The organism is Streptomyces sp. DT224 (assembly GCF_049844595.1).
Taxonomy (GTDB): Bacteria; Actinomycetota; Actinomycetes; order Streptomycetales; family Streptomycetaceae; genus Streptomyces.
This window is the reverse complement of sequence record NZ_JBNCLI010000004.1, coordinates 228,085-247,405: the sequence shown is the minus strand read 5'-3', so window position 1 is coordinate 247,405 and position 19,321 is coordinate 228,085. Positions and strand designations below refer to the sequence as shown.

The window sequence follows — 19,321 nt, the reverse complement described above, 5'->3', positions numbered from 1 at the left end:
AACGTCCCGGTGGCAGGACTGCGTCCGGGGGACGTTTTGGGGCGTGACGCAAGCCATCTTTTGCCCTCGCGATCTCGGGGGAAGTCTCCGGTACGGTGTCGAAACGCTCCGCACCCGGCAGGTCACGGAGCACCTCGCCACCGCCGTACGGTCTCCGACGCGGAGCAGCGTGTCCGTGCCGTACCGCCCGTCCTCGACGCACACACCCGCGACACGACTGGGGAGTCCGATGTTCGACAAGGTATTGGTCGCCAACCGCGGGGAGATCGCGATCCGCGCGTTCCGCGCGGCCTTCGAGCTGGGCATCTCCACGGTGGCCGTGTATCCGCACGAGGACCGCAACTCGCTGCACCGGGCCAAGGCGGACGAGGCGTACCGGATCGGTGAGCCGGGGCATCCGGTGCGGGCCTATCTGTCGGTGGACGAGGTGGTGAAGGCGGCCCGCAAGGCGGGGGCGGACGCGATCTACCCCGGTTACGGCTTCCTGTCAGAGAACCCGGACCTGGCGGCGGCGTGCGCGGAGGCGGGCATCACGTTCGTCGGGCCTCCGGCTTCGGTGCTGAACCTGACGGGCAACAAGTCGCGTGCGGTGGCGGCGGCCCGGGAGGCCGGGGTGCCGGTGCTGAAGTCCTCCGAGCCGTCCGAGGACGTGGACGCCCTGGTCGCGGCGTCGCAGGAGATCGGCTTCCCCGTCTTCGTGAAGGCGGTCGCCGGGGGTGGCGGGCGCGGCATGCGCCGGGTGTCCGCGGCCGGGGAGCTGCGCGAGGCGATCGACGCGGCGATGCGCGAGGCGCGGTCCGCGTTCGGTGACGCGACGGTCTTCCTGGAGCAGGCGGTGATCAATCCCCGCCATATCGAGGTGCAGATCCTGGCCGACGCCGAGGGCAACGTGGTGCACCTCTACGAGCGGGACTGCTCGCTCCAGCGCCGCCACCAGAAGGTGGTCGAGATCGCTCCGGCCCCGAATCTGGACCCGGAGCTGCGGGCGCGGATCTGCGCCGACGCGGTCGCCTTCGCCCGGCACATCGGGTACGTGAACGCGGGCACCGTGGAATTCCTGGTGGACGAGCGCGGCAACCACGTCTTCATCGAGATGAACCCGCGCATCCAGGTCGAGCACACCGTGACGGAGCAGGTCACCGGACGCGACCTGGTGATCGCGCAGTTGCGCATCGCGGCGGGCATGACGCTGCCCGAACTGCGCCTGTCCCAGGAGACCATCACCCTCAACGGCACCGCGATGCAGTGCCGCATCACGACGGAGGACCCGGTCAACGGCTTCCGTCCGGACACCGGCACCATCTCCGCCTACCGCTCCCCCGGCGGTCCCGGTGTGCGGCTGGACGGCGGGACCGTCCACACGGGTGCGGAGGTGTCGGCGCACTTCGACTCGATGCTCGTCAAACTCACGTGTCACGGCCACGACTTCGCGAACGCGGCCCGCCGTGCGCGCCGGGCGATCGCCGAGTTCCGTATCCGCGGGGTGGCGACCAACCTGCCGTTCCTGGGTGCGGTGCTCGACCACCCGGAGTTCCGGGCGGGGCGCGTCACGACCTCGTTCATCGACGAGCACCCGGAGCTGATCCGGGCCCGCCCCTCGGCCGACCGGGGCAGCCGGATGCTCAGCTATCTCGCGGAGACCACCGTCAACCGCCCGTACGGGCCGCGCCCTTCGGTCATCGACCCGGCGGACAAGCTGCCCGCGCTGCCGCCGGGCACGCCGCCGCCCGGTTCGCGCCAGCGCCTGGCGGAGCTCGGTCCGGAGCGGTTCGCCGCCGAGCTGCGCGCCCGGTCGGCGGTCGCGGTCACCGACACCACGTTCCGCGACGCCCATCAGTCGCTGCTCGCCACCCGGGTGCGGACCCGGGACCTGCTGGCGGTCGCGCCGCATGTGGCGCACACCGTGCCGCAGCTGCTGAGCCTGGAGTGCTGGGGCGGGGCCACCTACGACGTGGCGCTGCGGTTCCTGGCGGAGGACCCGTGGGAGCGGCTGGTCAGGCTGCGTGAGGCGGTGCCCAACATCTGTACGCAGATGCTGCTGCGCGGCCGCAACACGGTGGGCTACACGCCGTATCCGACGGAGGTCACCGAGGCGTTCGTCTCGGAGGCGGCCTCGGCCGGGATGGACATCTTCCGGATCTTCGACGCCCTCAACGACGTGTCGCAGATGCGTCCGGCGATCGACGCGGTACGCGCCACGGGCACCTCGCTCGCGGAGGTGGCGCTGTGCTACACCGCCGACCTGTCGGACCCGGGCGAGACCCTGTACACGCTGGACTACTACCTGCGGCTCGCCGAGCAGATCGTGGAGGCGGGCGCCCATGTCCTCGCGATCAAGGACATGGCGGGGCTGCTGCGTCCGCCGGCCGCGCGCACCCTGGTGAGGGCGTTGCGCGAGCGGTTCGACCTGCCGGTGCACCTGCACACCCATGACACGGCGGGCGGCCAGCTGGGCACGCTGATCGCCGCGATCGACGCCGGGGTGGACGCGGTGGACGCCGCCGTCGCCTCGATGGCCGGGACGACCAGCCAGCCGCCGCTGTCCGCGCTGGTGGCCGCGACGGATCACACGGAGCGCGCGACGGGCCTCTCGCTCCAGGCGGTCGGCGACCTGGAACCGTACTGGGAGGCGACCCGCAAGGTGTACGCCCCGTTCGAGTCGGGTCTGGCCTCGCCGACGGGCCGGATCTACCACCACGAGATCCCGGGCGGCCAGCTGTCCAACCTGCGGCAGCAGGCCATCGCGCTGGGCCTCGGCGACCGCTTCGAGCTGATCGAGGACTGCTACGCGGCGGCCGACCGGATGCTGGGCCGGCTGGTGAAGGTGACCCCGTCCTCGAAGGTGGTCGGGGACCTGGCGCTGCATCTGGTGGGCGCGGGCGTGAGTGCCGCGGACTTCGAGTCGGACCCCGGGAAGTTCGACGTTCCGGACTCGGTGATCGGGTTCCTCCGCGGTGAGCTGGGCGACCCGCCCGGCGGCTGGCCTGAGCCGTTCCGCACCCGGGCGCTGCAGGGCCGTCCCGAGAAGGCGCAGACGGCGCAGCTGTCGGACGCGGACCGCGAGGCGCTGCGCGAGGCGCCGCGCGCGACGCTGAACCGGTTGCTGTTCCCCGGCCCGACGAAGGAGTTCACCGCGCACCGGGAGGCGTACGGCGACACGTCGGTGCTGCCGACGCCGGACTTCCTGTACGGGCTGGAGCCGGAGACGGAGCACCCGGTCGAGCTGGAGCCCGGGGTCACGCTGCTGTTCGAGCTGGAGGCCATCTCGGAGGCGGACGAACGCGGCTACCGCAGCGTACTGGCCACGCTCAACGGGCAGTTGCGGCCGGTGTCGGTGCGGGACAGGTCGGTGGCGACGGAGGTGAAGGCCGCGGAGAAGGCGGACCGGGGCAACGCGGGGCATGTCGCGGCGCCGTTCGCCGGGGTGGTGACGCTCCAGATGGAGGAGGGCGCGTCGGTGTCGGCCGGGCAGACGGTCGCCACCATCGAGGCGATGAAGATGGAGGCGTCGATCACCGCCCAGTCCGCCGGCGTGGTGCGCCGCCTGGCCATCGGCCGGGTCCAGCAGGTGGAGGCGGGCGACCTGCTCATCGAGATCGGCTGACCAGCGCGGGGCCGCCCGCCGGCGGAGGGGGACTTCCTCCGCCGGCGGGCCTCTTCTCGGCCAACCCCGAGCCAATTAAGGTTAGGCTAAGCTAAATGGAAGAGGATTCGGGACCGGTCGTCGTCATCAAGTTCGGCGGCAACGCCATGGCCGACGCACGGCTGCAGCAGACCTTGGCCGAGGACGTCGTGGCGTTGCGGCACACGGGACTGAGCCCGGTCGTCGTGCACGGCGGCGGCCCGCAGATCAGCGCCATGCTCGACCGCCTCGGCCTGGAGAGCCGCTTCGAGGCGGGCCTGCGGGTGACCACGGCCGAGACCATGGAGGTCGTCCGCATGGTGCTGTCCGGCCGCGTCCAGCGCGAACTGGTGGGCCACATCAACAGCCACGGGCCGTACGCCGTGGGCATGACCGGCGAGGACGCGCACACCATGACGGCCGTACGGCGGCCCGCCTGGGTGGACGGCGCACCGGTGGACATCGGCCAGGTCGGGGACGTCGTGGAGGTGAACCCGGGCATGGTGCGGGCGCTCCTGGCGCGGGGGCACGTACCGGTGGTCTCCCCGGTGGCCCGGGGCGCCGACGGGCAGGTCTACAACGTCAACGCGGATCTCGCCGCCTCCGCCCTGGCGGTGGCGCTCGGCGCGGAGCGGCTGGTGGTCCTGACGGACGTGGCGGGCCTGTACGCGGACTGGCCGCGCGGCACCGAGGTGATCGGGCGCCTGACGGCGGACGCCCTGGACGGGCTGCTGCCGGGCCTGGCGAGCGGGATGCTGCCGAAGATGGAGGGCTGCCTGCGGGCGGTACGGGGCGGGGTCGGCCGGGCGGACGTGCTGGACGGCCGGGTGCCGCACGCGGTGCTGCGGAGCGTCCTCGGCGGGGACGGCGGGGGCACGACGGTGGTGCCGGACGAGGAGCACGTCGTGAGCCCGGCCTGACGTACGGGGCGCCGGGGGCTCGGCGCCCCGCTCTCACAGGGCGCGGGCGAGGACCAGCGCGTCGCGCCGGGGGTCCAGGGACTCGGCCCAGGCACGCGGCGCGTGACGATCCGCCACAGGAACGAAGCCGTAGCGGCGGAACAGCCGGCCGTCGCCGGTGGTCGCGGTGAAGAGGGCACCGAGCGCCTGGGCGCGGCCCAGGGCCAGCGCGGTCCGCAGGAGGGCGCCGCCGACGCCGCGCCCCTGGCGGTGCCCCGCCACGCAGAAGTTGTACAGGACGCCCGCGTGGGCCCCCTCCCCCTCGTACACCCGCAGGCCCACGCAGCCCTCGATCCGGCCGTCGGAGCCGAGCGCCACGAGGAATTCGGCGGCGCGGGCCGCGTACAGGGAGTCGGGCCGCTCGCGCAGGGCTCCCGAGCGGGCGAACGGCCGGGACAGCTCCGCGAGCGCGACGGCGTCACCGGCTCCGACGGCCCGCACGCGCGGCTCCCGCCGGCACGACGGGGAGGGCGGTGGTACGGGGCGCGGGGCGGCCGTGGTCACGGGCGCCGGTCGTCCATCGACGCGGCGAGCGAACGGGGCCGCAGGTCGGTCCAGTGGGCCTCGACGTACTCGAGACACGCGTCCCGGGTGTTCTCCTCGAACGCGACGGTCCATCCGGCCGGCACGTCCGCGAAGGACGGCCAGAGGGAGTGCTGGCCCTCGTCGTTCACCAGGACCAGGAAGCGGCCTTCGGGGTCGTCGAACGGATTGGTGCTCATGCGGTTGATGCCTCCTCGGCGGGGTGTGTGTCGGTTTCGGTGGGCCCTAGCAGGTGCCGCCGGTTCCTTCGGCGAGTGAGCGGGCCTCGTCCGGCGTGGACTTCACGCTCCGGTCCAGCAGCGAGTCCAGGATCTCGCCGACCCGGATCGCGGTGTTGGAGAGCAGCGCCGAGGTGATGCCGTGGGTGTGCTCCGTACCGCCCTGGAGGTAGATGCCGCAGTTCAGCGCGGCGTCGGTGGCGATGCGGTAGTCGCGCTCGACGCGGACCCGGCCCTCCTCGTCGCGCATGCAGTGCTCGGCGGCCTCGCCCAGGAGGCCCAGGGGGTCGGCCGGGCTGTAACCGGTGGCGAACACCACGACGTCCGCGTCGAGCACGGTCTCCTCGCCGGTGACGAGGGACTTCACGGTGGCGCGCACCGTGTCCGGGGTCTCCACGGCCTCGGTGAGGCGGGACACGTTGAGGAAGCGCAGCCGCTCGGTGCCGAGCACCCTCTCCTGGTACATCCGCCGGTACAGGTCATCGATCAGATCGATGTCGACCACGGAGTAGTTGGTGTTCCCGTGGTAGTCCATCAGCCGGCGCTTGACGGTCTCGGGCGCCGCGTAGAACTCGTCCACCGCGTCCGGGTCGAAGATCTTGTTGGCGAAGCTGCTGTCGTCGGCCGGGCTGTAGCCGTAGCGCGAGAAGACCGCGCATATCTCGGCGCCGGGAAACCGGCGGTGCAGATACGCGACGTTCTCGGCAGCACTCTGCCCGGCGCCCACGACGATGAAGCGGGAGGGCGAGGCGTCGTCCAGCTCTTCTACGCGGCTCAGGAGTTCGGAGGTGTGCCAGACGCGGTCGCCCCGCTCGACGCCCTCGGGCAGCAGCGGGCGCAGTCCCGTGCCGATGACGAGGTTGCGGGCGCGGTGGACCGTGAGGCCCTCCCCCGACCGAACGGTGACGTCCAGGAACTCCACCACGCCGTTCTCGGCCACCCGGGTCACCCCGACGACCTCGTGGTCGTAGGAGACGAGGTCGTCCACCTGGGCGGCGGCCCATTCGAGGTAGTCGTGGAACTCGACCCGCAGCGGGAAGAGGTTCTTGTGGTTGATGAAGTCGATCAGGCGCCCCTTGCTCTTGAGGTAGCAGAGGAAGCTGAACTCACTGGCCGGGTTGCGGAGTGTCACCAGGTCCTTGAGGAACGAGACCTGCATGGTGGCGTCGTCGATGAGCATGCCGCGGTGCCAGCCGAAGGCCGGTTGCTGCTCGAAGAACTGGGCCGTCACCGCTTCCCGCGTCCCGGAGCGCGCGTTGTGCTCGCTGATCGCGATCGCCATGGCCACGTTGGACGGCCCGAAGCCGATGCCAATGAGGTCGTGGACCGGTGCTGCGTCGCCAGGACGAGCCTGTGACATGTCACTCCCATCGTGCGGGGAAGCCGCCTGTCGGATGCGGGGGAACGGGCGAAGGACGGGCACGCCGAAACGACGACCCGATGAACTTAGGTGAGCCTAAGCTAATCCTTCAACGCTTGTCGACAGGCGCGATTCGGACACCGCCGGCACCGGACGGCCCCAACTGGGGCACCCCGCACCTCCGTTGCAAGATAAGGTAAGCCTTGCTTTACTAACCAGGTTCTGTTTCTGCGTCGAGGAGGAACCCCATGCGGGTCGTCATGTTCGGTTACCAGACCTGGGGGCACCGCACCCTGCAAGCCCTCCTGGACTCCGAGCACGACGTGGTGCTGGTCGTCACCCACCCCAGGAGCGAGCACGCCTACGAGAGGATCTGGAGCGACTCCGTCGCCGATCTCGCCGAGGAGCACGGCGTCCCGGTCCTCATCCGCAACCGCCCGGACGACGACGAGCTGTACGAGCGCCTGAAGGCGGCCGACCCCGATGTCATCGTGGCCAACAACTGGCGTACGTGGATCCCGCCGCGCATCTTCGCGCTCCCCCGCCGGGGCACCCTGAACGTGCACGACTCGCTCCTGCCGAAGTACGCGGGCTTCTCGCCGCTCATCTGGGCCCTCATCAACGGCGAGAGCGAGGTGGGCGTCACCGCGCACATGATGAACGACGAGCTGGACGCCGGCGACATCGTCCAGCAGGAGTCCGTCCCGGTGGGCCCGAGGGACACCACCACCGACCTCTTCCACAAGACCGTCGACCTCATCGCCCCCGTCACGGCCAAGGCGCTGGCCCTGATCGCGGACGGGCAGACGGAGTTCACGCCCCAGGACCGCTCGCAGGCCACGTTCTTCCACAAGCGCGCCGAGGAGGACATCCGGATCGACTGGAACTGGCCGGCCGAGGACCTGGAACGCCTGGTACGCGCCCAGTCCGCCCCGTATCCCAGCGCCTTCACCTTCCACCGGGGCAAGCGGATCGAGATCCTGTCCAGCGTGGTCTCCGAGGGGCGTTACGGCGGAACGCCCGGCCGGATCTTCTACCGCGAGGGCGAAGGCGTCGTCATCGTCGCCGGCGCCGACGCCCGCACCGGCCGCAACCACGGCCTGGCCGTCACCCGGGTCCGCACCGAGGACGGCCGCGAACTGCCCGCGACGGAGTACTTCACCTCCATGGGCGGCTACCTGACCAGCCGCCCCTGACCCCCGCACGAGCGTGCCCCCGGCCCTCGAATCCGCCGAGGCCGGGGGCACCCCCATACCCGCCTCTCACCCCTCCCGGGGCCGGGTACGGGGCAGCCGCGTCGCCGCGGCGGCGGCGAACAGGCAGAAGCCGAGCACCCACCAGAAGGTGGCGCCGAAGGCCGCGGGGACGTCCGCGCCCGCGGCGAGCCGGTTCTCCAGGATCACCGCCACCGCGGCCGTGCCGACCGAACCGCCCACGGTGTTCAGGAGGTTGAGCGCTCCGGCCGCCCGGGGCAGCTGCTCCGGCCCGATCCGGCAGTAGACGATGTTCAGCACGGGCGCGCCGACCATCGACATCCCGAAACCCCGCACCACCAGCGCCGAGGCGATCACCGCGTCCGGGACCCCGTGCCCCAGCAACGTGAACGGGGCGGTCCCGGCGACGATCAGCGCGATGCCCGCCACCACCAGGGTCCTCGGCGCGGCCTTGCCGATGGTCCGGTTGACGAGCACCGAACCGGCGGCCGCGCCCAGCCCCTGGGGGGCGAGCAGCAGCCCCGCCTCCCAGGCCGACATGCCCCGCCCCGACTGGAAGTACAGCGGCAGCAGGAACGTGGTGCCGAACACCGAGGCCCCGAGCACCACCAGCGCGAGCGCGGCGGCGCCGAAGGGCGGCTGGGCGAACAGCCGGGGGTCGACCAGCGGAGTGGACCGGGTGCGCAGCCCGTGCACGGTGAACGCGGTCAGCATGACCACCCCGGCCGCCACGCCGGTCGTCGCCGGGACGGCGCGGTCGTGGGCGACCTCGGTCAGCCCGTACACCAGCACCGCGAGGCCCGGTGAGAGGAGCAGCGCCCCGCGCAGGTCGAACGCGGTCCGCCGCGACGCCGGGGGCACCACGGGCACGTAACGGCGGGCCAGCAGGACCGCCGCCGCGCCGATCGGCAGGTTGACCAGGAACAGCCAGGGCCACGGCGCGACCGCGAGCACGGAGCCCCCGGCGAGCGGCCCGAACACCGGTGAGAGCAGCGGGACGACGGCGACGATGCTGATCACCTTGCCGGTGCGCCCGGGGCCCGCGACGCGGGCGAGCAGCGCCTGCCCGGTCGCGGGGAGCAGGCCGCCGCCGAGCCCCTGGACTACGCGGAACACGATGAGGCTGGCCGCCGACCAGGCCGAGGCGCACAGCACCGAGCCGATCAGGAAGACACCGACGGCCACGAGCCAGACCCGCCGGCCGCCGAAGCGGCCGGCCAGCCAGCCGGACGCGGGGACGGCGGCGACGACGGCGAGCAGGTAGGCGCTGGACACCCACTGGATCTCGGCGACGGACGCGCCGAACTCCTCGGTGAGCCGGTCGAGTCCGACGCTGACGATGGTGGCGTCGAGCGTGGCCATGAACGTGCCGAGGACGAGGATGAACGCGATCCGCAGCAGGTCCCGGTCCACGCGCTCGGCGGGCGCGGCGGGTGCCTCGGTCACCGGTCCTCCAGGAGGGCGCGCACGTCCGTGTCCAGGTGATGCTCCATGTTCCTCAGCAGGTCGGCCAGTTGGCTCGCGAGCCCGTCGGTGTCCGTGCCGGCCCGGTGGGCGAGCACACCGGTCCAGCCGTCGCCGTCCGGCATGACGGTCAGCGTGGCGGGGTGGTGGGTGGACTCCCGGAAGCGCGTGGAGAGCACGGTGATCCCGGGGGCGGGTTCACGCAGGCGGTCCGGATCGACCGGGTAGTTCTCGAAGACCACCATGCTGTCGAAGAGCCTGCGCCGTCCGGTGAGCCGTTCCAGGTCGGACAGGGCCACGTGGTGGTGGTCGACCAGGTCGCGCTGGCGGGCCTGCAGGTCGGTGAGCGCGGCGGCCAGGGTGCCGGTGAGCCGGGCCCGTACCGGCACGGTGTTGGCGAGCAGGCCGATGATCTCCTCCACACCGTCGAGTGCCGGGGGCCGGCTCGACACCATGACGCCGAAGCAGACGTCCGACCGCCCGGAGCGCCGGGCCAGCAGCACCGACCAGGCGCCCTGCACCAGGGTGTTCGGGGTCAGCCCGCGCCGCGCGGCGAGCCGGGTGAGCCCGGCCACGAGCGCCGCGTCGAACGTGATGACCTCGGGCTCCTGCCAGGCCGGGCCGCCCGGGTCGCCGCCCAGGTAGTCGCCCTCGGGCAGCCCCGCCAGCTCGGCCGCCCAGGCGTCGAGGTCCGGCTCGTGCTCCGCGCACCAGTCCAGGTAGTCCACGAACGGGACGGGGACGGGCAGCTCAGGAGCGGCGCCCCGGGTCCGTGCGGCGTACAGGGCGAAGAGCTCACCGAGGATGCGCGGGGCGGACCAGCCGTCGGAGAGGGCGTGATGGCTGGTCAGGACGAGGTCGGCGCGCTCGGGTCCGAGCCGGATCACGGTGATCCGGTAGAGCGGGCCGCGCGCGAGGTCGAAGGGTTCGGCGAGGTCGGCGGCCAACACCTCGTCGGCCGGGGCGTCCGTGACCCGGAAGTCGGGCCGGGGGGCTTCCGGGACGACCGCGAGCGAGGCGGGGAACACCGCGCCCAGGTTGGGGTGCCGGGCCAGCAGGTCGTCACCGGCGCCGCGCAGCGCCGCGGTGTCGAGCGGGCCCGCGAGCGAGAACACCGACTGCACGGTGTACGGGTCGGGGCGCTCGGTGCGCGAGTGCCGCAGCATCACCTCCTGCAACGGGCTCAGCGGCTGTACGGCGGCGACCGGCCGGTCCCCGAGCGCGACGGTCTCCGGCGCGGCGGCGACCCGCAGCAGCGCGGCCCTCAGGTGGGCCGCCAGCTCCTCGATCTCGGCGCCGGTGAACAGCGCCCGGGGCCAGGTGATCCGCACCCCGAGCGCGTCGTCGCGCACCAGGGCGTTGACCATGAGGCTGTACGGCAGGGGCATCGCACCGGAGCCGTCGGAGCCGAGCGGGTCGCAGTCCGGGGCGGGCTGCCACGGCGTCTCGGTCTCCGGGGCGCCGGGGTACTGGCCGAGGTAGTTCCAGGCGAGCTCCGGACGGACCGGGTCGAGCAGGCCGGCCGTGGTGAGGATGCCGGGTCCGAGGCCGTCGCCCTGGGCCCGCAGCCGATCCCGGACCGCGCGCACGTCGTCGGAGGCGTCGAGCCGGACGGGGTGGATCGCGGTGAACCAGCCGACGGTCTGCGAGAGGTCCACCTCGCGCGGCCGGCCGTGGCTCTCCAGGGCGACCAGCAGTTCGGGGACGCCGCGCCAGTCGCGTACCGCCCGGGCGAGCGCCGTCAGGAGGACGGCGTCCGGGGTGGTGCGGTGGGCGGCGGGCAGGGTGGTGACCAGGGCGCGGGTGGTGTCCGCGTCGAGCCGGATCTCGTGGTGCGCGGCGGTCTGCACGGTGTCCCGGGCGGGGTCGAGCGGCCGGGTGAGGGGCTCGGTCGCGGTCATCCGCCGCCAGTGCGGGAGTTCGGCGCGCCGGTCGGCCTCACGCAGGGTCCGGGCCCAGCCGAGGAAGGACTGCCCGTGCCGGGTCAGCTCTCCCCCGTCGTGGGCGTGCCGGAGGTCGTCCAGGAGGATGCGCCAGGAGACGCCGTCGGCCACCAGGTGGTGGGCGATCAGGACGAGCCGGCCGGGGCGGTCGGGCCCGGCGTCCACCCAGACCGCGCGCAGCATCGGGCCGGTGCGCGGGTCCAGCGCCGCGCGGGCGGCGGTGGTCGCCGCGTCGGCGGCGGCGCGCGGGTCGCCGTCCGCCGGGACGCGGGTCAGGACGTCGGCCCCGGTCACCGCCCCGGCCGGCGGGATGTGCAGCACGTCGTCGCCGAGGCGGGCGCGCAGCACGTCGTGGCGGGCCAGCAGGGCGTCGAGCACGGCGCGCCAGCTCTTCTCGTCGCCGCCGGCCGGGACGCAGACCTCCACCCACTGGCAGAAGCCGTCGGCGGCCTTGCCCGCGCGGTGCAGCAGGTCCCGCATGACCGGGGTCAGCGGGGCGTCCCCGACGGCCGGGGCGGCCTCGCCGTCCAGGGCGCGGGCGCGGGCGGCGATGCCCGCGACGGTCTCGCCGTCGAACACGTCCTTCGGGCTCAGCCCGAGCCCCTGGCGGCGGACCCGGGAGACCAGCTGGAGGGAGACGATGCTGTCGCCGCCGACGTCGAAGAAGTTGTCGTCGGGGCCGATGTCGTCGCGGCCCAGTACGTCCCGGAACACGGCGAGCAGCACCGCTTCCGCCTCGGTGGCCGGTTCGCGCCGGGCGGCCGAGGTGGAGGCGGGGGCGGGCAGCGCCGAGGCGTCGAGCTTGCCGCTCGGGCTCAGCGGCAGCCGGTCGAGCGGGACGAGCGCCGTCGGCACCATGTGGTCGGGCAGCCGCTCGGCGAGGTACGCCCGCACCTCGGCGGTGTCCGGGTCGGCGTCGTCGGCCGGGATGACGTAGCCGACGAGCCTCCCCTCGCGCATCACGACGGCGCAGGCGCGGACGTCGGGGTGGCCGGTGAGGACGGTCTCGATCTCCCCGAGCTCGACGCGGAATCCGCGTACCTTGATCTGGTGGTCGGCGCGGCCGAGGAAGACCAGCTGTCCGTCGTGCCGCCACCGCACCAGGTCGCCCGTCCGGTACATGCGGGTGCCGGGCGGCCCGTAGGGGTCCGCGACGAACGCTCCGGAGGTCAGCCCGGGCCGGCCGAGGTAGCCGCGGGCCACGCTCGGGCCGCCGAGGTACAGCTCGCCGGTGACGCCGACGCCGGCCGGCTGGAGTCCGCCGTCGAGCACATACGCGCGGACGTTCGGGTCGGGGCGGCCGATCGGCAGCGGTCCGGCGTCGTCCGGGTCGTAGTGCCAGGTGGTGGAGTTGATGGTGACCTCGGTGGGCCCGTAGGCGTTGAACAGCGCCCGGCGGCCCCGGCCCCAGCGGTGGGCGAGCTCCGGGTCGAGCCGTTCGGCGCCGACGACGAAGAGCACGTCGGGGCCGACGGTGCGGTCGTCGGGCATGGCCGCGAGGAACGACGGGAGCAGGTTGACCCCGGTGACCCGGTGCTCGGCGATGTAGTCGAGGAGTTCGTCGCCGGGGACGCGCACCTCCTCGGGTGCGATGACGGACGTACCGCCCGACAGCAGCGGCACCATGGTCTGCCAGAACGCCACATCGAAGCCGGTCGACGCGAAGTGCAGGTAACGGTCGTGCTCGGTGACGCCGACGACCTCCTCCTGGAGGGCGATCAGATCGGGCACACCCCGGTGGGTGACGCCGACGCCCTTGGGGCGGCCGGTGGTGCCCGAGGTGTAGATGACGTACGCGAGTGCGTCGTCGGTGAGCCGGGCGCGCGCCTCGGCCGGGTCGGTGTCCGGTACGGAGGCGAGGGTGGCCGGGTCGTCCAGGCGCAGGACGGGGATCTCCCGGTCGACGGGCAGTTCGGCGCCGGTCGTCACGACGGCCGCCGGCGCGATGTCGTCAAACATGTACGCGAGCCGTTCGCGCGGGTAGGCCGCGTCCATCGGTACGTACACCGCGCCCGCCTTGGCGACGCCGAACAGGGCGACGGTCATCTCGACGTCCCGTCCGATGAGGACCGCCACGGGGTCCTGCGGCCGGACGCCGTGCGCGATGAGCGCGTGGGCGAGGCGGTTGGCCTGCCGGTCCAGTTCCTCGTACGAGAGGCTGCGGTCGCGGCAGACCAGCGCCTCGCCGCCGGGCTTGCGCCGGACCCAGCCGGCGAACTCGTCCAGCCAGTGGCCGCGTTCCTTCGCAGCGACGATCCCGGTGCCCGTACGCAGCATGCGGGCGCGCTCACCGGCGTCGAGGGCGGGCAGCGCGACGGCGGCCCTGCCCGGGTCCTCGGCGATCTCGTGGAGCAGGTTGCGCAGCCAGCGGCCGTAGTCGCGCACGGTGTCCCGGTCGAAGGCGCCGGGCTGGTAGCCGAGGCCGACGGTGATCTCGTCGCCCGGGATCACGATGACGGTGAGCGCGTAGTGCGTGGCGTCCGTGATGTCGACGCCGGTGAGGTCGAGCCCGGGGGCGAGGGGGGTGCGGGTGCGGCTGGAGAGCGGGAAGTTCTCCATGACGAGCATGGTGTCGAAGAGTTCGCCGATGCCCACGGCCCGTTGGATTGCGGGCAGTCCGACGTGGTGGTGCTCGGCGAGGGCGACGCTCTCCGCGTGCACCTGGGCCATCAGGTCCGTCACCGTGCGGTCCGGGCTGTACCGGACGCGGACCGGGACGGTGGTGCCGAGCTGACCGATCATCGACTCGACACCGTCCACCTCGGCGGGCCGGCCGGAGACCGGGCAGCCGAACACGACGTCGCGGCGGCCGGTGAGCCTGCCCAGGAGCAGGCCCCACGCCGTCTGGAGGACCGTCGTCAGGGTGATGCCCCGCTCCCGGGCGAAGGCGCGCAGCCGGTCGCTGAACTCGCGGCCCAGCTCGACGGTCTCCCGGCCCGGCCGCTCCACGGCGTTCCCGGTGCTCGCGGGCGCCAGCCGGGTCGCTTCGTCGACGCCCGCGAGTGCCTGGCGCCAGGCGGCGACGGACGCCGCCTCGTCCCGGCCCGCCAGCCAGTGGAAGTACTCGGACAGGGGCGGGGCGACGGGTGCGGCGGGGCCGCCGCCGAGTTCCGCGTAGAGCGCGAGGAGGGTGCGGCCGACGATGGGCATCGACCAGCCGTCGAGCAGGGCGTGGTGGTTGGTGATGACCAGCTTGTGCTCGGCGGGCCCGGTCCGGGAGAGCAGGAAGCGGATGAGCGGCGGCCGCGCAGGGTCGAAGGGGCGCGCCAGGTCGGCGCGGGCCGCTTCGGCGAAGTCGTCGTCCTGCCGCCATTCCAGGGTGACGTCGGCCGGGATCACCTGCACCACGTCGTCCCCGGCGGTGCCGAGGTGGACGCGCAGGGCGGGGTGGCGGCGCAGCAGCTCATGGGCGGCGCGCGCCATCCGGTCCGGATCCAGCTCCCCGGACAGGGTGGTGACGGCCTGGACGACGTAGACATCGGTGTCCGTGTCGTCGCGGACCAGGGTGTGGAACGACAGACCGAGCTGGAGCGGGGTGGCGGGCAGCACGTCGCTGACCCGGCCGGTGCGCTCCAGGGCGTCGATCGCGTCCTGGTCGAGGGCCACCAGCGGCAGGTCGGAGGGGGTGAGCCCGCCCGTGGTGTGCAGGGCGTGCGCGGCCAGCGCGTCGAGCGCGGCGGCCCAGCAGTCCTGGAGGGCGGCCACGGCGTCGGGGCCCAGGACCTCGCCGGCGGCGGTCCACTCGACGGCGAGCCGGCGGGTGCCGCCCTCGTGGACGAAGCAGTTGAGGGCCAGCACCTGTTCGAGGGCCTTGGCGTCGGGCTCGGTCACCGAGAACGCGTCGTGCTCGGGGAGCCGCCAGCCGTCGGCGGCCGGCGGGGCGAACCTGCCGAGGTAGTTGAGCAGCACGTCCGGCGGCGGTGTCGCGCCCAGCTCCGGGCCCGCCTGCGGGTCGAGGTGGCGCAGCACCCCGTAGCCGATGCCGTTGTCCGGGGCGGCGCGGCGGGCCTCCTTGGCGGCGCGCAGGGTCGCGCGGACGTCGTCGGAGGCGGGCACGCGGACGGGGTACTCGCTGGTGAACCAGCCCACCGTGCGGGCCAGGTCGAGGTGTTCGCGGCCGTGGCCCTCCATGGTCACGGTCACGGTGTCGCCACGCAGGCCCCAGCCGCGCAGGGCGAGGACGAGGGCGGCGAGCAGGACCTCGTCCACGCCGGCCCGGTAGGCGGCGGGCAGCGTGGTGAGCAGGGCCTCGGTGGCCTCGGGCGAGGCGGTCGTGACCGAGCGGCGGGCGGTGGCCACGGTGTCGCGCGCGGGGTCCAGGGGACGCGCTCCGAGCCGGGACGCGGATTTCAATGCCGTGCGCCAGTGGGCGAGTTCACCGCGCCGGGCGCCGGTCCTGCCCTGTTCGGCGAGGACCTGGGCGTGGCGGCGCCAGGAGGTGCCGGAGGGTTCGAGGGCGCCGCCGGCGCAGGCGGTGTGCAGGTCGGGCAGCAGGACGCGCCAGGACACGCCGTCCATCGCGAGGTGGTGCACGACGAGGACCAGCCGGTCCGGCGCGTCCTCCCCCGTACGCAGCAGGGCGGCGCGCACCAGGTCCCCGGTGCGCGGGTCGAGCTGTCCGGCGAGCCGCCCGGCCAGCGCGGTGACCTCTTCTCCGGTGACTTCCTCGGCGGCGGCCCGGACCGTGCCCCGGGGCAGGATCTCCGGCTCCCCGGCCACCCGCAGCCGCAGCGCGTCGTGGTGGTCGATGAGGGCCTGCACCCCCCGGGTCAGCTGGTCCGGGGTGAGCACGTCCACGTACAGGGCGGTCCACTGGGCGTATCCGGCGACCGTGTCGATGTCCGGGTGCGGGTCGAGCAGGGCGCGCACGATGGGCGGGGCGGGCACCGGGCCGACGGGCTCGTCCGCCGGGCCGGCCGCCCCGTCGAGTGGTTCGGCGGAGGCGGCGAGCGCGGCGAAGGTGCGCCGGGCCAGCAGGTCCTTGGGGCGCAGCCCGAGGCCGAGGGCGCGCAGCCGGCTGCTGACGGTGATCGCGGTGATGCTGTCGCCGCCCAGGGCGAAGAAGTCGTCGTCCACGCCGACGCGTGCGACGTCGAGCGTGTCGGCGAGGACGGTGCACAGCAGGCGTTCGCGTGCGGTGACCGGCTCCCGGCCGCCACCGGGCAGGGCGGGCGCGGGCAGCGCGGCGCGGTCGAGCTTGCCGTTGGGTGTGACGGGCAGGGCGCCGAGGACCACGACGGCGGCGGGCACCATGTGTTCGGGCAGCCGTTCGGCGAGCCGGGCGCGTGCCTCGTCGCCGGTGACGGAGGCGGACACGATGTAGCCGACGAGCCGCGACGACAGGACCCGGGCGGCTGCCGCGGTGACTCCGGGCAGGGCCGCGAGGGCCTCCTCCACCTCGCCGGTCTCCACCCGGTGGCCCCGGATCTTCACCTGTCCGTCGCTCCGGCCGCCGTACTCCAGGCCCCGGCCGGGCAGCCACCGGGCCCGGTCGCCGGTGCGGTACATCCGGTCGCCGGGAGCGCCGAAGGGGTCGGCGACGAAGCGTTCGGCGGTGGCCCCGGGCCGGCCGAGGTAGCCGCGGGCCAGGTGCGGTCCGGCCAGGTACAGTTCGCCGGCCGTGCCGGGCGGGACGGGCTGGAGGGCGTGGTCCAGGAGGTAGACCCGGGTGCCGGCGAGGGGGCGCCCGATGAGCGGGTCGCCGCCGTCGATGCGGGCGGTGGTGGCGTCCACGGTCGCCTCGGTCGGCCCGTACATGTTGCGCGCGGCGATCCCGGCGGCGGCGACGCGGCGCCACAGGGCGGCCGGGGTGGCCTCGCCGCCCAGGAGCAGCAGCGCCGGCGACAGGTCGAGCAGGCCGGCGTCGATGAGCGGGGCGGCCATCGAGGGTGTGGTGTCGATGATGTCGATGCCGTCGCGGGCGTACGCGGCGAGCAAAGCGTCCGCGTCGCGGGCCGTCTCGGCGTCGTACACGTGGAGTTCGTGCCCGCAGAGCAGCCAGACGAGATGTTCGAAGGCGGAGTCGAAGGCGAAGGAGTAGGTGTGCGCGGCGCGCAGCCGGCGGCCGGTGGCCCGTTCGGCCTCCGCGACGACGGTGGACCGCTGGTGGTGCAGCAGGGCGGCGAGCCCGCCGGCGCGGCCGAGCACGCCCTTGGGGCGGCCGGTCGATCCGGAGGTGTGGATGACGTAGGCCAGGTGCTCGGGGTGGCGGGGCCGGGACAGCTCGGCGGTGGTCAGCGGGTCTCCGGAGAGGTCCGCGGCCTCGTCCAGGAGGGTCTTCCAGGGCAGCCCGTCGACGGTGCCGTCGGTGAGGACGAGGACCGGGCGTGTGTCCGCGACGAGTTCGCGCAGCCGCTCGGGCGGGTGCGCGGCGTCCAGCGGCAGGAAGGCGGCGCCCGCGTCCAGGACGGCGAGCAGGGCGACGACGGCGTCGGACGAGCGCGGCAGGGCGAGCGCGACGACGTCCTCGGCGCCGACGCCCCGGGCGCGCAGGGCGCGGGCCACGCGGTGGACCCGGCCGGCGAGTCCGGCGGCGGTCAGCCGTTCGCCGCCGCAGACCAGGGCGGTGTCCCCGGGTCCGGCGGCGGCCATCGCGTCGAGGGCGGCGGGCACGTCGAGGGGGGTGCCGGGCAGGGCGGGCGGGCTCCATTCGGCGGGCAGCCCCTGGCCGCCGAGCGCGATCCGGGCGACGGGCAGGCCCTCGATGAGCCCGGTGAGCAGGGCGCGCAGCCCGGTCATCAGGCTGTCGACGGCCGCCTGGTCCTTGGCGCGGGCGTCCACCTCGAAGCCGAGCAGGAGCCCGCCGTCGCGGGTGGGCTGGACGCTGAGGCCCAGGTCCTCGGGCGGGCCGCCCGCGACGTTGCGCATGACGCCGGCCGCTCCGGCGAAGTCGAGCGTCAGGTCGAACGCCTTGAGGTTGATGCCGCGTCCGTGCAGCAGCGCGCCGGCGCCGGGCACGCCGAGGTCGCGGGGCAGGTCCTCGCCCCGGTAGCGCTGGTGGTCGCGCATCTCGCGCATGGCGGTGGCGACGCGCCGGCTGAGCTCGCCGAGCCGGTCGTCGCCGCGCACGGTGACCCGCATCGGCAGCACGTTGACCGCCATGGCGGGCGTGCGCAGCGCGGCGGAGCCGGTCCGGCACATCAGGGGCAGCGCGAAGACGACGTCCGTGCGACCGAGCACGCGGTGCAGGAAGGCGGCGTAGCAGGCGATCAGGGCCTCCCCCCAGGCGACGCCCTCCGCGTCCGCGAAGGCGCGCAGGGCGGCGGTCTCCCCGGCGCCGAGGACGGCCCGCGCGGTGAGCGTGCGGGCGGGCGCACCGGCCGTGCCGGGCCCGTCGTGGGCGTCGACGTCGGGCAGCGGCGTGAACCGCTCGACCCAGTACGCGCGGTCCTCGGCGGCCCGGTCGCTCTCGCGGTAGGCGGTGTCCTCGGCGACGAGCGTCGCGAAGGCGCCGAACGTCGAGCGGGGCGGTTCGGTGCCGCGGACCAGGGCGGTGTAGTGGGCGGCGGTGCGGCGGGCGAGCAGGGCGGCGGTGTAGCCGTCGAAGACGAGGTGGTGGCCGAGCTGGGTGTACCAGACCTCGCGGTCGGAGAGCTTGATGACGATACGGGCGTACAGCGGGCGGTCCGTCATGCCCCGGCACGCCTCGGCGAGCCGGGCGCGTTCGGCGTCGACCAGTGCCTGGGCCGCGGCGGCGGGGTCGGGCTCGGCGCTGACGTCGACGAGCGGCGGGAGGGCGACGGGTTCGGCGCAGACGGCCTGGCGTGGGCCCTCGGGCGTCTCGTACACCCGGAGCCGCAGGCTCTCGGCCTCCTCGGTGGTGGCCCGGACCGCCCGCGCGAGCGCGTCCGTGTCGACGGGTCCCTCACCGGATATCTCGATGACGTCGCCGACCACGTAGTACGGGGAGTCGGGTTCGATGCGCTGGGCGTTCCAGATGCCGAGTTGGGCGCCGGTCAGGGGGAGGAGGCCGTCCGGGGGCACGCTCGCGGTGGTCAA

8 protein-coding genes are annotated in these 19,321 nt (G+C 74.0%); 3 read left to right on the top strand and 5 right to left on the bottom strand.

Annotation, left to right across the window (positions count from 1 at the left end; all coding sequences use genetic code 11):
• The first annotated feature begins 229 nt into the window (after nucleotides 1–229).
• Entirely contained in the window at nucleotides 230–3,604 is a 3,375-nt protein-coding gene (locus ACLQ2N_RS11435) for a pyruvate carboxylase (RefSeq protein ID WP_425811706.1), read from the top strand.
• A 95-nt stretch (nucleotides 3,605–3,699) separates the two neighbouring features.
• Nucleotides 3,700–4,542: an acetylglutamate kinase gene (gene argB / locus ACLQ2N_RS11430; protein ID WP_425811704.1), complete on the top strand. Its 843-nt coding sequence runs from the start codon at nucleotides 3,700–3,702 to the stop codon at nucleotides 4,540–4,542.
• A gap of 33 nt (nucleotides 4,543–4,575) precedes the next feature.
• On the opposite strand, the gene ACLQ2N_RS11425 is transcribed toward argB, so the two are convergent.
• From ACLQ2N_RS11425 to ACLQ2N_RS11415, 3 genes are read right to left on the bottom strand one after another with little or no spacing between them, the layout of a single operon-like run.
• A complete protein-coding gene (locus tag ACLQ2N_RS11425) occupies nucleotides 4,576–5,085 on the bottom strand; it encodes a GNAT family N-acetyltransferase (protein ID WP_425811702.1) in 510 nt (169 codons plus the stop codon).
• A complete protein-coding gene (locus tag ACLQ2N_RS11420; protein ID WP_425811700.1) occupies nucleotides 5,082–5,303 on the bottom strand; it encodes an MbtH family protein in 222 nt (73 codons plus the stop codon). The genes ACLQ2N_RS11425 and ACLQ2N_RS11420 overlap by 4 nt, the downstream gene beginning before the upstream one ends.
• A gap of 46 nt (nucleotides 5,304–5,349) precedes the next feature.
• Entirely contained in the window at nucleotides 5,350–6,702 is a 1,353-nt protein-coding gene (locus tag ACLQ2N_RS11415) for a lysine N(6)-hydroxylase/L-ornithine N(5)-oxygenase family protein (RefSeq protein ID WP_425811698.1), read from the bottom strand.
• A gap of 248 nt (nucleotides 6,703–6,950) precedes the next feature.
• Between ACLQ2N_RS11415 and ACLQ2N_RS11410 the strand changes: the two genes are divergently transcribed.
• The gene (locus ACLQ2N_RS11410) at nucleotides 6,951–7,898 is read left to right on the top strand and encodes a methionyl-tRNA formyltransferase (RefSeq protein ID WP_425811696.1); all 948 of its coding nucleotides are present in this window, start codon (nucleotides 6,951–6,953) and stop codon (nucleotides 7,896–7,898) included.
• Nucleotides 7,899–7,964: 66 nt separating this feature from the next.
• Here ACLQ2N_RS11410 and ACLQ2N_RS11405 read toward each other — a convergent pair whose 3' ends face one another.
• Both ACLQ2N_RS11405 and ACLQ2N_RS11400 read right to left on the bottom strand, forming a co-directional pair.
• A complete protein-coding gene (locus tag ACLQ2N_RS11405) occupies nucleotides 7,965–9,362 on the bottom strand; it encodes a DHA2 family efflux MFS transporter permease subunit (RefSeq protein WP_425811694.1) in 1,398 nt (465 codons plus the stop codon).
• Complete coding sequence (locus tag ACLQ2N_RS11400) at nucleotides 9,359–19,321, bottom strand: amino acid adenylation domain-containing protein (protein ID WP_425811692.1); 9,963 nt, start codon at nucleotides 19,319–19,321, stop codon at nucleotides 9,359–9,361. The genes ACLQ2N_RS11405 and ACLQ2N_RS11400 overlap by 4 nt, the downstream gene beginning before the upstream one ends.

What these genes read in the sequence shown, in the direction of transcription:
- ACLQ2N_RS11435 (WP_425811706.1), top strand. Translation starts at nt 230, where the DNA reads ATGTTCGACAAGGTATTGGTCGCCAACCGCGGGGAGATCGCGATCCGC.
- argB (WP_425811704.1), top strand. Translation starts at nt 3,700, where the DNA reads ATGGAAGAGGATTCGGGACCGGTCGTCGTCATCAAGTTCGGCGGCAAC.
- ACLQ2N_RS11420 (WP_425811700.1), bottom strand. Translation starts at nt 5,303, where the DNA reads ATGAGCACCAATCCGTTCGACGACCCCGAAGGCCGCTTCCTGGTCCTG.
- ACLQ2N_RS11415 (WP_425811698.1), bottom strand. Translation starts at nt 6,702, where the DNA reads ATGTCACAGGCTCGTCCTGGCGACGCAGCACCGGTCCACGACCTCATT.
- ACLQ2N_RS11410 (WP_425811696.1), top strand. Translation starts at nt 6,951, where the DNA reads ATGCGGGTCGTCATGTTCGGTTACCAGACCTGGGGGCACCGCACCCTG.